Origin of the sequence: Actinoplanes sp. NPDC051411 (assembly GCF_040682075.1) — a bacterium.
Classification (GTDB): domain Bacteria; phylum Actinomycetota; class Actinomycetes; order Mycobacteriales; family Micromonosporaceae; genus Actinoplanes.
In genome coordinates this window covers 135193-148626 of the sequence record NZ_JBFBAD010000010.1, presented here as the reverse complement: position 1 = coordinate 148626, position 13434 = coordinate 135193, and the positions used below count along the sequence as shown (strand labels likewise).

At 69.0% G+C, this 13434-nt stretch carries 10 protein-coding genes; 7 read left to right on the top strand and 3 right to left on the bottom strand.

The genetic code is table 11. The features are described from left to right. Positions 1 to 63 precede the first annotated feature (63 nt). Together AB0M88_RS08475 and galE are read right to left on the bottom strand one after the other, a co-directional pair. Positions 64 to 2700, bottom strand: a complete 2637-nt coding sequence (locus tag AB0M88_RS08475) for a YfhO family protein (RefSeq protein WP_364097417.1) — start codon at positions 2698 to 2700, stop codon at positions 64 to 66. A 97-nt stretch (positions 2701 to 2797) separates the two neighbouring features. Then, positions 2798 to 3802, bottom strand: coding sequence for a UDP-glucose 4-epimerase GalE (gene galE / locus AB0M88_RS08470; protein WP_364097414.1), 1005 nt, complete (start codon positions 3800 to 3802; stop codon positions 2798 to 2800). A 261-nt stretch (positions 3803 to 4063) separates the two neighbouring features. Between galE and AB0M88_RS08465 the strand changes: the two genes are divergently transcribed. Genes AB0M88_RS08465 through AB0M88_RS08455 form a run of 3 tightly spaced genes read left to right on the top strand, consistent with a single transcriptional unit; the run spans position 4064 to position 8517 of the window. Next, the gene (locus AB0M88_RS08465) at positions 4064 to 6922 is read left to right on the top strand and encodes a CDP-glycerol glycerophosphotransferase family protein (RefSeq protein ID WP_364097412.1); all 2859 of its coding nucleotides are present in this window, start codon (positions 4064 to 4066) and stop codon (positions 6920 to 6922) included. Further along, a complete protein-coding gene (locus AB0M88_RS08460) occupies positions 6915 to 8027 on the top strand; it encodes a glycosyltransferase (RefSeq protein ID WP_364097410.1) in 1113 nt (370 codons plus the stop codon). Before AB0M88_RS08465 ends, AB0M88_RS08460 begins: the two co-directional genes overlap by 8 nt. Before the next feature lies 1 nt (position 8028). Continuing rightward, entirely contained in the window at positions 8029 to 8517 is a 489-nt protein-coding gene (locus tag AB0M88_RS08455) for an 8-oxo-dGTP diphosphatase (RefSeq protein ID WP_364097407.1), read from the top strand. Positions 8518 to 8552: 35 nt separating this feature from the next. Here AB0M88_RS08455 and upp read toward each other — a convergent pair whose 3' ends face one another. Continuing rightward, positions 8553 to 9185, bottom strand: a complete 633-nt coding sequence (gene upp / locus AB0M88_RS08450) for a uracil phosphoribosyltransferase (RefSeq protein WP_364097404.1) — start codon at positions 9183 to 9185, stop codon at positions 8553 to 8555. A gap of 59 nt (positions 9186 to 9244) precedes the next feature. Here upp and deoC point away from each other — a divergent pair, with 59 nt between their 5' ends. The 4 genes from deoC to AB0M88_RS08430 all read left to right on the top strand — a co-directional run bounded on the left by deoC (position 9245) and on the right by AB0M88_RS08430 (position 13413). Then, positions 9245 to 10195: a deoxyribose-phosphate aldolase gene (gene deoC, locus AB0M88_RS08445; protein ID WP_364097402.1), complete on the top strand. Its 951-nt coding sequence runs from the start codon at positions 9245 to 9247 to the stop codon at positions 10193 to 10195. A gap of 3 nt (positions 10196 to 10198) precedes the next feature. Next, positions 10199 to 11617: an aldehyde dehydrogenase family protein gene (locus AB0M88_RS08440; protein ID WP_364097399.1), complete on the top strand. Its 1419-nt coding sequence runs from the start codon at positions 10199 to 10201 to the stop codon at positions 11615 to 11617. Then, the gene (locus tag AB0M88_RS08435; RefSeq protein ID WP_364097396.1) at positions 11610 to 12419 is read left to right on the top strand and encodes an aldehyde dehydrogenase family protein; all 810 of its coding nucleotides are present in this window, start codon (positions 11610 to 11612) and stop codon (positions 12417 to 12419) included. The genes AB0M88_RS08440 and AB0M88_RS08435 overlap by 8 nt, the downstream gene beginning before the upstream one ends. A 121-nt stretch (positions 12420 to 12540) precedes the next feature. Further along, entirely contained in the window at positions 12541 to 13413 is an 873-nt protein-coding gene (locus tag AB0M88_RS08430) for a DNA primase (RefSeq protein WP_364097393.1), read from the top strand. Positions 13414 to 13434 lie beyond the last annotated feature (21 nt).

The window sequence follows — 13434 nt, the reverse complement described above, 5'->3', positions numbered from 1 at the left end:
GGCCAGCGTTGCCTCGGCGCCGGGGCCAGCGTTGCCTGCGCGGGCCGGCGTTGCCTCGGCCGGTCAGGACTCGATCGCCGGGGCCCGCCGGGGCGACGGAATCCGCGCTCGGCCCGCCGGCGTTCCGCTCTCCTCCGGTGCCCGCCGCCGGCGCACCGTGGCTGTTCCCGCCGTCGCGAGGATGATGACCAGGGCCAGACCGCTGAGGGCCAGACCGCTCTTCAACCCCGGCGTCCGGAACGTGCAGTGGATGCTCGAGGCGCCCCCGTCCAGCGGCACCGCGAGGAAGCCCTGAGCCGAGGACGGCTGGCCGAGACTGCCACCGTCGTGCGAACACGCCCAGCCCTTGACCGCCGGCACCGCGAGCACCGCGACGCCGGTGCTGCCGGCCGGGAGGGTCGCGTCGATGCTGTGACCGCCGGCCTCGATCCTGGTCGCGCCGGTCGCCCGTAGGCCGGCGATCGCCGCGGTCAGCTTGGACTTGTCGAGGCAGCCCAGCGAGGCGTCCGGCAGGACCTGGTTCTTCCGCGAGCTGATCGCGATCTTGACCGTGCCGTCGGCCGGCACCGTGCCGAGCAGCTCCATCGGGTTGCTGGTCAGCGATTCGCGGCCGACGTAGTTGATGTCGTTCTGCGGCCCGCGGACCCAGCCGTCGAGCCACGGCGTGTAGAAGTACGCGTCGGTTCCCGGAGCACAGCTGGCCGAGAAGGTCACCCGTTCGCCGTCCTTGGGCGTCCGGGCCAGTTGCCAGCCGCCGGCGGTCCGGGTGGGCTCCGGTCCGGTGGCGTACGTCAGCTTGGGCACCTGGTAGACGGTGGCACCGAGAAGCGCCTGCTGCCGGGCGAAGGCCGAGGCCCCGGGCCGCTCGACGGCGCCGGCCGGATGCACGGTGACCAGCGGCGCGGCCGGGCCGGCCTGGGTCACCGTGAAGTTCTGCGGTGCGGGTGCCGGGTCGAGATAGGTGGTCACGCCCATGAGGGCCCGGGTCACCGGGTCGGTCGGGCTGTGGATGTGCCGGCCGCTGATCGTCCAGCTGACGCCCAGACCCTGCAGTGCCTGCGCGGTGACGGCCGGGATGTAGCTGCTGTAGTAGCGCGCGCCCTCGACGTCGAGCAGGGCCCCGTCGTTGTTGGCGAAGCGGTACGGCCCGGGCTCCACCCGGCCGTCCGGCCAGGTCCGGGCCGCCTGCAGAGCGGTGTACGCGCTACGCGCCTGGGGCGTCGCCATACTCGCCATCGGCGTGAAGAACGGGATCTTGCTGCGGATCGCCTCCGCCACGTACGCGGAATAGGCCGAGCCGAAGAACACCGTGGCCGTGAGGACCAGGGCCGCGCCGCCGCGCACCCACCGGGAGTCGCGCCAGCGATGGAGCGCCAGCAGCGACACCAGCACGGCCGGGCCGCCGAGCAGCACCGAGACCCATACCGAGTGGCGGACCGAATCCAGGTTGCGCGACACCAGCAGCAGCGCCAGCACCAGGCCGGCGCCGATGAGCAGTGCGGCCGGGCGAGGGTGCCGGGCGAGCGACAGCCACGCGACCATGACCAGCATGCCGGCGAAGACGAAGGCGGCGCGGTACGGACTGCCGTTGGGCAGGGCCAGGCCGTGCCACACCAGCAGGGTCGGCTCCCAGAGGAACGAGAACATGGTCACGGCCAGCAGGCCGAGCCAGATCAGCCGTTCCTTCAGCGGCACCAGCCGGTGGAACGGGAACGCGGCGACCAGCACCAGCGCGAAGATGCCGACGAAGACGTCGGGCACGGCGCTGATCTCCCGGCCGGCCGGGAGCAGCTGCGCGAGGACGTCGAGCACGGGCGGGAAAGCGCCGCTGAAGGTGTTCGGCGGGGCCGGTTGCGAATCCGTGCTGGCCGGCAGGTCGACGGTCATGATCGGGGCGGCGAGAAGCACACCGACCGCCACCATCGTGCCGGCTCGCCCGAGGATGCGGAGCCGGTCACGCAGCGGTGAGGTCAGCAGCAGCACCCGCGTGAGCAGAATGAGGCCGACGGCGATGGTCGCCATGGCTCCGGTGTAGAAGTTGCCTGCCCAGGCCGCCGCGAAGAACAGTGTGCCGATCACCCAGCGCCGCCCCTGGATGCACCAGTCGGTGGCGATGCCGAGCAGCGGCAGGGCGACGATGCCCCACATCCACATCGGATCGGCGAATCCGTCGTTGAGCACCCAGGAGCACAACCCGTATCCGACGGCCAGCAGCGCCCGCCACCACGGCGACCCGGCGTGCAGGCGGCCGAGGAAGACCGTCATCAGGGCGGTGCCGAGACCGATGCTGAACAGCGTGACCAGGAAGACCGGCAGGTCGACCATGTCGCGCGGGAAGAGGCCGACGATCCAGGAGAACGGGTTGCACAGGTAGGTGAAGAAGTCGGCCAGGAACGGTACGCCGTACCCGCTGTTCCAGTTGAAGAACATGTCGCCGCTGCTGACACCGTGCTGGATGTCCCAGAGGTGCTCGTGGAACGGCAGGAACTGGTTGGCCAGGTCGTTGACCGCCCGCGACCGGTGGCCGAACGGGTAGGTGTGCCGGAGCGCGAGGGCCAGGCAGAAGGCGGCCATCGAGAGCAGGGCGGCGGCGCTCGCCGCGACACCGTTCGTGTCCCACCGCCGCCGGCGTACGCGCGGCTCGCCGGGTGCTTCGGCGGTGTCCGACCGAACGACGTCGATCGTGGCCTCGGCTGACATGACAGTTCCTCCGGCGATGTGGCAGACGGTCGGCCGACCGTACTCGATAGGAAGCCTGCGGGTCGCCCCGAGACTTGTCCAGAGTGGATCTGGCCGATCAGGCCAGGTCGGACAGGATGCGGCCGCGCTCGGCGAACCAGGCCAGCGAGTCGCGGATGCCGTCGGCGACGGTGTGCTCGGCGTGCCAGCCGAGCAGTTCCCGCGCGCGCGAGCTGCGCGTGTAGGCCCCGGCCGTGTCACCGGGGCGCCGGGGCGCCAGCTCGACGGCCACCGGCCGGTCGACGACCTCGTTGAACGCGGCGACGAACTCGAGAACGGTGGTGCCCGTACCGGTGCCCAGGTTGAGCACCTGGTAGCGCGGGTCGTCGCCGACGAAGACCGAGTCGAAGACCTCGATCGCCCGGACGTGGGCCGCGGCGAGATCCCACACGTGCACGTAGTCGCGCAGGCCGGAGCCGTCGCGGGTCGGGTAGTCGACGCCGGTCACCGGGAACGCCTCGCCGTTGCGGTAGGCCTCGACCAGTTTGCCCAGCACGTGGGTCGGCTCCGGCACCTGAAGACCGGTGCGCATCTTGGGGTCGGCCCCGATCGGGTTGAAATAGCGTAGTGAGAGCACGCTCAGCGGAGTGCTGACGGTAATGTCCCGGAGCATCTGTTCGACGAACTGCTTCGTCCGCCCGTACGGGCTGAGCGCCGAGACGCCGGAGTTCTCGTCGACGCTGAAGTCGTCGCCCGGCTCGTAGATCGCGGCTGAGGAGCTGAAGAGGAACCGGGTGACGCCCTGGTCGATGAGGTGGTCGACGAAGTCGAGCGTCTTCGCGACGTTCTCCCGGTAGTAGTGGATCGGGTGTTCGACCGACTCGGGCACGACGATCAGCGCCGCGCAATGTATCACGGCGGAAATGTCAGGATGATCGGCGAAAATTCGCTCGACGACCGCGCGATCCGCGATGTCCCCCTCGTAGAAGGGGCGGCCCTCGGTGAACTCGCGGCGGCCGGTGACCAGGTTGTCGAGGATCACCGGCCGATGTCCCGAATCGATGAGGCAGGACGCGATCGTGCTGCCGATGAAGCCGGCACCCCCGGCGATCAGCACCTTCACGTAACTTTCCCTTCATCCACCGTACGGGTGTCCGAGGGTAGCCGATCAATTTTGGGTGTACGAGATGCCTTACATCTACGGACTGGACGTCGTTCGCTAATTTGATAGCCATGTGACGGTCATTTAGGATGTTCGCCACCGCGCCCACGCCTCCCGGCTGCGGTTTTTTGGATCTTCAGGTCGCATCTGTGCTGCTCAGCAGCCATGCCGACCGCACACCGCCCGGGCGGAAGTCCAGCCCATCAGAAGGGACCGCAAGCCGTGACCCCGACCATCACTCGGCCCGATGTCACGGTTGTGGTCATCGTCTACAACGACGCCGAACGCATCGAGACAGCGGTGCAATCGGTGCTGGATCAATCGCTGCGAAGCCGCGAAGTGATCGTTGTCGACGACCACAGCAGCGACAACACGCCCGAGGTGATGGAGCGCGTCGTCGCCCGGCACCCCGGCGACGTCCGCTACATCCGGCTCCCGGCCAACTCGGGCCACTGCGGCGCCCCGCGCAACGCCGGCGTGAAGCAGGCCCGTGGCCGGTTCGTGATGTTCCTCGACAGCGACGACACGCTCGATCGCCACGCCCTGCGCAACCTCGTGGCGATGGCCGAGGAGTCGGGGGCCGACATGGTCGTCGGGCGCAGCGTCCGGCACTACGTCGAAACCGGTGTCGACCAGGCCTGGATGCCATGGCTGGTCAAGAAGAAGGTCGTCTACGAGTCGTTGCGCGACCAGCCCGACCTGCTCTACGACGTGCTCTCGACCAACAAGCTCTACCGGCACGACTTCCTGATCCGCGAAAACCTCGTCTTCCTGGAAAACCGCTACTACGAGGACAACGTCTTCTCCGCCCACGCGTACCTCACGGCCAAGCGGATCGCGGTCATCCCGCAGCGGGTCTACACCTGGAACGTCGAGCGCAGCGGCACGTCGCTGTCGATCAGCAACCGGCCCCGCGAGGTGCGCAATCTCACCGACCGCATCGCGGTGACCGAGCAGATCGACGCGCTGCTCGACGCCCACGGCACGCCGGAACTGCGGCTGCAGAAGGACATCCGGTTCATCGACAACGACCTGCGCACCCACCTGGAGAGCATCCGTGACCTGCCGCTGGCCGCCCAGCAGCAGATGATCGAGATCGCCCGGCCGTACGTCACCGGCATCAACCCGGAGGCGCTCCGGCAGGCCAAGCCACTCGCCGCGATCGCGGCGTACATGGTTCGCCAGGGTGACGCCGAAGGGGTCGTCGACGCGTACAACTACATGGTCTACCGGCCACGCCACGCCCACCTGACCGCCCCGCTCACGGTGCACGACGGCCGCGTCTACTGGTGCGACCGCTACCTCGACGACCCGCTGGGCAAAGAGGTGCTCGACGTCACCGAACTCGGGCTGCAGGACAAACCGCTCGCCAAGCTCAACCTGGGCACCGAGGTCACGGCCGTGCACCAGGACGGCGGGTCGGTCACCCTGACCGGCACGATCGCCAACCCGCTGGCCCGGTTCGACGGGCGCGCGATCAAGGCCGATCTGATCACCCGGGCCCGGCGCAACCGCCGCCGCCAGTTCGTCACGAAGGTCAAGGTCGAAAACCTCGGCGACCAGCTCACCTGGACCGCGAAGATCACACCGGGCCAGGCACCCCGCCCGATCGGCGTGATCGACCCGGTCTACTCCTTCACGCTGCGCGTCAAGGCCGGCGGCGAGACCTTCAACCTTCAGCTCTTCGCCACCGACGAGGTGCTCGAGCGGCTGCGCCTGCCGGTCCGGCCCCGCCTGACCCGGTGGGCCGGCGACCGCATGGAGGCGTACCGCACCGACAACTTCAACCTCGCGCTCCGGCTGGCCGCCGAGGGCGGGCGCGCCCGCAAGGGCGCCGCGGTGCTGGGCCGGCTGCGGTCCCACTCGATCGGCGCCCGGGCCTGGAGCAAGGCGGCCGGCCTCCGGAAAGGCCTCGAGGCGCGGATCAACGACCGCAAGACCAAGCTGTCGTGGTACGAGAACGTCTTCTCCCGGCTGCCGGTCAGCAAGCGGACGGTCATGTTCGAGAGCCACATGGGCAAGCAGTTCTCGGACAGCCCTCGCGCCATCTACGAGGAACTCAAGCGCTCCGGGGTCCCGTTCCGGGCCGTCTGGTCCTACATCGGCGAACACCCGAACGGCTTCCCGTCCGACGTCAAGCTGGTGCGCCGCATGTCCTACCCCTATCTGCGCGAGCTCGGCCGGGCCGGGTTCTGGGTGGACAACCAGGGCTTCCCGCACGATCTCCGCAAGCGGTCCGCCACCACGTACATCCAGACGTGGCACGGGTCGGCGTTCAAGCGGATGGGCTTCGACGAGGCCAACATCAAGCGGCAGACGGCCACCCAGCAGCAGCGCCTGCAGAACGCGATCGACCGTTTCGACTACTTCCTGACGCGTACGGAGCACGACGCGCGCACCCTGACCAAGGGCATGCGGGTGCACGCCGACCTGATGCGCGTCGGCTACCCGCGTAACGACGCGCTGGTCTCCCCGCACAACCAGGACGAGCTCGTGAAGCTGCGTAAGTCGCTCGACCTGACCGACGACCGGAAGGTCCTGCTGTACGCGCCGACCTTCCGCCCGCAGGACATCACCGGCAGCTCGAAGGGCCTGACCCTGTCGTTCTCCCTGGACGATTTCGTCGAGCGGTTCTCCGACCGTTACGTGCTGCTGATCCGCCCGCACTACCTGGTCTCGTTCGCCCTCCCGCCGGCGTACGCGCACTCGGTCCGCAACGTCGCGAACGTGCACGACGTGACGCCGCTGATGCAGATCGCCGACGCGGTGATCACCGACTACTCGTCGCTGATGTTCGACTACGCGCTCCTCGACCGGCCGATGATCTTCCACGTGCCGGACTACGACGACTACGTCGGCAACAGCCGGGGCTCCTACTTCGACCTCGCCGAGGTCGCGCCCGGCCCGCTGACCTACACCGAGGGCGAGCTGTTCACCGCGCTCGACGAGCTCGAACAGCACAAACAGCGCTACACCGAGCGGCACCAGGCGTTCCGGGCCCAATTCTGCGAGTACGACACCGGCACCGCCGCCAAGGCCGTCGTCGACCGTTTCTTCGCCAAGGGGGCGCGCCGTGGCTGAGCCCCGGGACATCTTCATCGTCTGCAACGCCGTCGACGAGCTCGGCGGCCTCCAGCAGTGGGCACACGACGTGTCCGGGCTGTTCACCGACCGCGGCCACCGGGTCACGCTGATCGGGGTCGAGCCGGCGGACGTACACCGCGACTACGGCGACGACGCGCGGTTCAAGAAGCTCACCCTGCACGACCACCACCTGCCCCGCAAAGGCTGGTTCCGCACGCGCCGCCGCGCGTCCCAGCAGGCCGAGGGCGCCCGCCGGCTCTCCGCGCTGTTCCGCGAGGCGCGGCCGGGCGCGGTGGTCATCGCGGCTCAGGTGTGGGCCGGCGAGTGGGTCGCCGCGGCCGACACCACCGGGATGGTCACGATCGGCATGTCCCACGAGTCGTTCGAGGCGAGCAAGAACAGCTCCCGCTACAACCGCGCGCGCATCTACTACGAGGGCCTCGACATCCACCTGGCGCTGACCGAGACCGACGCGGACTCCTGGGCGCGGGCCGGCATGACCAACGTGGGCGCGATGCCCAACCCGCTCATGACGGTGCCCGAGACCCTGCCCACGCTCGAGGAGAAGACGGTCGTCACGCTCCGCCGCATCTCCCACGACAAGGGCATCGACATGCTGGTCGAGGCGTGGGCGCAGGTCGGCCCGCTCTACCCGGACTGGCGGCTCAAGATCTTCGGCTCGGGCCCGGACGAGGAGGCGTTCCGCGCTCTCGCCCGCGAGCTCGGGCTTGACGACACCCAGATCTTCCAGGGCCAGACCGACGACAAGGACGCCGCCCTCAGCGCGGCGTCGATCTACGCTCTGCCGTCGCGCGAGGAGGGCTTCCCGATCGCGCTCATGGAGGCGATGGCGTACGGGCTGCCGACGGTCGCCTTCGACTGCGCGCCGGGCGTCACCGAGCTGATCGAGGACGACGTGAGCGGCGGGCTGGTCGTGACGCCGGGTAACGTACCGGGCATGGCGGCCGCCCTGGAACGGCTGATCAAGGACCACGATCTTCGCGTACGCCTGGGCGAGGCGGGTCAGCGGTCGGTGCAGCGCTACTCCCCGGATCACATCATCGACCGCTGGGAAGCGCTCTTCGCCCTGCTGGAGAGGTGACATGCGGGCCATCCTGGCCACCCTCGGCTACGTCCTCTCGCCGGATCGCAAGCACGTGCTCATGATCCGGCGGGACACCCGGCCCGACGACATCCACTACGGCTATTACAACGGTCTGGGCGGCAAGCTCGAGCCTGGTGAAGATGTGGCGAGCGGGATGCGCCGGGAGATCCGCGAGGAGGCCGGGCTGGAGTGTCCCGGTCTCGACTTCGCGGGGACGATCTCGTGGCCCGGTTTCGGCCGCGACGGGTCGAACTGGTTCGGGTTCCTCTTCCGCGTCCACGAGTGGATCGGCGAGCCGCTGACCGGCAACGACGAGGGCAGCCTGCACTGGGTCGAGGTGGAGGACATCCTGGCCCAGCGGGTGCCGATGTGGGAGTCGGACCGGCATTTCCTGCCGCTGGTCTTCGCCGACTCCCCCACGGTCTTCCACGGCGTCATGCCGTTCGCCGACGGCAAGGCCGTGAGCTGGTCCTACAGCGAGCTCTGACTAGAACCCGAGCTCTGGCTAGAACCGAGCTCTGGTTAGAACCGGGGCATCCCGCCGAACTGCCGGTCACCCGCGTCGCCGAGACCCGGGACGATGTACATCTTGTCGTTCAGTTCCTGATCGATCGCGGCGGTGACCAGCCGCAGCGGCAGTCCGGAGTTGGCCAGGCGCTCGATGCCCTCGGGGGCGGCCAGCACGCAGCAGATGATCACGTCGGTGCAGCCGCGGTCGACCAGCAGCTTGCAGCAGTGGATCAGCGAGCCGCCGGTGGCCAGCATCGGGTCGAGCACCAGCACGGGGAGGCCGGTGAGGTCACCCGGAAGCGATTCCATGTAGGCCCGCGGCTCGAATGTCTCCTCGTCGCGGGCGAGGCCGACGAAGCCCATCGACGACTCGGGCAGCAGGGCCAGTGCCGAGTCGGACATGCCGAGGCCGGCCCGAAGCACCGGGACGATCAGCGGCGGGTTGGCCAGCCGGGTGCCCTCGGTCGGCGCGACCGGCGTCTCGATCGGGTATTGCTCCACCGGGAACGAGCGGGCCGCCTCATAGACCACCATCGTGGTCAGCTCGTGCAGCGCGGCCCGGAAGACGCTCGGGTCCGAGCCGGCTTTGCGCATGGCGGTGAGCCGGGTCTGCGCCAACGGATGATCTACGACCAGTACGTCCACGCAGTCAACCTACCGGTCAATCAAGATCAACTGTCAGGGGGCCGCGTAGAATCGCTTTCATGACTGCGACAGCGACGTCGAGGCTGTCTTTCTCGCCTGATTCGCCCTCTGACCTCCGGACTTTCCTGCACGGACTGCCCGGCGTCGACAAGGTGGGCATCGAGGCGAGAGCGGCGACGCTCGGCACCCGGTCGATCAAGACGACCGCCAAGGCCCAGGCGATCGATCTGGCGATCAGCATGGTCGACCTCACCACCCTCGAGGGCTCCGACACCCCGGGCAAGGTGCGCGCCCTGTCGGCCAAGGGCCTGCACCCCGACCCGGCCGACCCGAGCTGCCCCTCGGTCGCGGCGATCTGCGTCTACCCCGCCATGGTCCCGGTCGCCGCCGAGGTGCTCCGCGGCACCGGCGTCCACCTGGCCAGCGTGGCCACCGCCTTCCCGTCCGGGCAGGCCCCGCTCGACGTCAAGCTCGCCGACACCCGCGACGCGGTCGCGGCCGGCGCCGACGAGATCGACATGGTGATCAGCCGGGGCGCGTTCCTCTCCGGCGACTACGCCAAGGTCTTCGACGAGATCGTCGCGGTCAAGGAGGCCTGCGGGACGGCCCACCTCAAGGTCATCCTGGAGACCGGCGAGCTCGGCACCTACGACAACGTCCGCCGGGCGTCCTGGCTGGCCATGCTGGCCGGGGCCGACTTCATCAAGACCTCGACCGGCAAGGTCCCGGTGGCGGCGACCCTCCCGGTCACGCTGATCATGCTCGAGGCGGTGCGCGACTTCCGGGCCGCCCGGGGGCGGCAGGTCGGCGTCAAACCGGCCGGCGGCATCCGCACGACCAAGGACGCGATCAAATACCTGGTGCTGATCAACGAGACCGTGGGCGACGACTGGCTGTCCCCCGACTGGTTCCGCTTCGGCGCCTCCTCGCTGGTCAACGACCTGCTGATGCAGCGCACCAAGCTCACGACCGGCCACTACGCCGGTCCCGATTACTTCACCCTGGACTAGCCGATGTTCGAATACGCCCCGGCGCCCGAATCGCGCTCCATCGTCGATATAGCGCCCTCGTACGGCCTGTTCATCAACGGCTCGTTCGACGAGGGCAAGGCCACGTTCAAGACTGTCAACCCGGCGTCCGAGGAAGTCCTGTCCGAGGTCGCCCTGGCCGGCCCCGAGGACGTCGACCGGGCCGTCGCGGCGGCCCACAAGGCGTACGAGAAGTGGTCGGCGCTGCCCGGCGCCGAGCGCGCCAAATATCTCTTCCGGATCGCCCGGATCATTCAGGAACGCTCGCGTGAGCTGGCCGTTCTCGAGTCGCTCGACAACGGCAAGCCGATCCGCGAGTCGCGTGACGTCGACCTTCCGCTGGTCGCCGCCCACTTCTTCTACTACGCGGGCTGGGCCGACAAGCTGGCCTACGCCGGCTTCGGCCCCGACCCCCGGCCGCTCGGCGTGGCCGGCCAGGTCATCCCGTGGAACTTCCCGCTGCTCATGCTGTCCTGGAAGATCGCGCCGGCGCTCGCCGCGGGCAACACGGTCGTGCTCAAGCCGGCCGAGACGACCCCGCTCTCGGCGCTCTTCTTCGCCGACGTCTGCCGGCAGGCCGACCTGCCCCCGGGCGTGGTCAACATCGTGACCGGGGCCGGCGACACCGGCCGTTACCTGGTCGAGCACCCCGATGTGGCCAAGGTCGCGTTCACCGGCTCGACCGAGGTGGGCCGGCAGATCGCCCGCTCGGTGGCCGGCACCGGCAAGCGGCTGACCCTGGAGCTGGGCGGCAAGGCGGCCAACATCGTCTTCGACGACGCGCCGATCGACCAGGCCGTCGAGGGCATCGTCAACGGCATCTTCTTCAACCAGGGGCACGTCTGCTGCGCGGGCTCCCGGCTGCTGGTGCAGGAGTCGGTGGCCGAGGAGCTGCTGACCTCGCTCAAGCGGCGGATGGCCACGCTGCGGGTGGGCGACCCGCTCGACAAGAACACCGACATCGGCGCGATCAACTCGGCCGCCCAGCTCGCCAAGATTACCGAATTGTCAGAAATCGGGGCCACCGAGGGCGCGGAGCGCTGGTCACCGGAGTGTTCGCTCCCGGAGAAGGGCTTCTGGTTCGCGCCGACGATCTTCACCGGGGTGACCCAGGCCCACCGGATCGCCCGCGAGGAGATCTTCGGGCCGGTGCTGTCGGTGCTGACCTTCCGCACGCCCGACGAGGCGATCGAGAAGGCCAACAACACGCCGTACGGTCTGTCGGCCGGCATCTGGTCCGACAAGGGCTCGCGCATCCTGGCCGTCGCCGACAAGCTGCGGGCCGGCGTGGTCTGGGCCAACACGTTCAACAAGTTCGACCCCACTTCGCCGTTCGGCGGTTACAAGGAGTCCGGTTACGGTCGCGAGGGCGGTCGTCACGGCCTGGAGGCGTACCTTGCCTGAGACGCGGCTTTCCGTACGCAAGACCTACAAGCTGTACATCGGCGGGGCGTTCCCGCGCAGCGAGTCAGGACGGACCTATCTGGTGGACGGCGACAACGTGGCGCTGGCCTCCCGCAAGGACGCGCGGGACGCGGTGGTCGCGGCCCGGAAGGCGCAGCCCAAGTGGGCGGCCGCTACCGCGTACAACCGGGGGCAGGTGCTCTATCGCATCGCCGAGATGATCGAGGCTCGCAGAGCCGAGTTCAAGGCCCTCGGCGTCGCCGGATCCGAGGTCAGTGCCTCGATCGACCGCTGGGTCTGGTACGCGGGCTGGTCCGACAAGATCGCTCAGGTGACCGGCAACGCCAACCCGGTGGCCGGACCGTTCTTCAACCTCTCCTCGCCCGAGCCGACCGGCGTGGTCGGCGTGGTCGCGCCCGCCTCCCTGCTCGGCCTGACCAGCGTGCTCGCCCCGGCGGTGGTCACCGGCAACACGGTCGTCGCGATCGCACCCGGCCCACAGGTCGCGGTGACGCTGGCCGAGGTGCTCGCCACCTCCGACGTCCCCGGCGGTGTGATCAATGTCCTGACCGGACACCCGGCCGAGATCGCGCCCTGGCTCGCCTCGCACGACGACGTCAACGGTCTCGACCTGACCGGCATCGACGACCCGGAGCTCGCCACCGAGCTCGAACGCACCGCCGCCGGCACGCTCAAGCGGGTCCGGCGCCCCGGCGCGACCGACTTCACCGGCGATCCCGGGCTCGGCGCGATGACCGCGTTCCTGGAGACCAAGACGGTCTGGCACCCCAAGGGTTTCTAAGGCGTCTTTATCGGTCATTGTTGAAGTGCGGGGGACGGTCATCCCCCTGTCAGGCGCGCCCACTAGGGTGTGTCGTCAGACACCGTCCCCGAAACGCCCCAGCAATCACCCGGAGGTCACCGTGGCCAGCCAGTCCGACGAAGAGACTGAGGGAACGTCGTCCTCATCCTCATCTGGGGTCTCCGGGCGTGAGCTCTGGGAGTCGGCCGGCGTCACACCGGTCGAGATCGCCCTTCCCGGCGGGGTCGGGCTGACCCTGCGGGCCTTCCGCAAGTCGGGCGAGATCACCCCGACCGAGCTCGAGGCCGACGAGGAGGACCCGTTCGACGCCCGCAAGCGGCCCGTCGACGAGGAAGACGACGAGGAAGAGGTCATCGTCGACGAGGAGTTCCAGGCGCTGCTCGCCGAGGGCGACGAGGAGAAGGCCAAGGACGGGGAGACCGGCGAGGAACCCGACGCGGCCGACTTCGAAGACGAGAAGGACGAATCCGACGAGCAGCCGGAGGATGAGGAGGTCCCCCTCTTCCTCAGCCACAAGGGCAAGCTGATCGCTTTCAAGAGCCCGGAAGGCCTGGTCTCCTTCATTCGTTCGGGTGCTCCCAACGATCTCGCACAGGTGGACGGCTGGGGCACTCTGGCCGACCGGGTACAGTCGACCGACGTCGACCCGCTGCCGGAGGATCGCTACGAGCTCGACCTCGTGGTGGAAAACCTGCGCGGTGGGCACGACACGTGGGACTTTCCGCTGCTCATCGCGGCCGGCGAGATCGCGCGGGACCTCGGATACGCCCTCCGGCTCAAGCCGGTCATCCTGGCCCTGTCACCCGGCTCGCCCCTCGATGACCTCGACGAGTCCCTCCGGTCCGCCGAGAGCGGAGGCATGGGTGGCTTCTTCGGTCGCCGCCGGTTGAAGAAAATCGGGGCACAACAGGCAAGTCTTGGCTGGCGCTCGATAATCGGCAAGATCTCTGCTGCTGTGGACTGGCGCGATTGACCCCTGAGCGGGGACCATCAT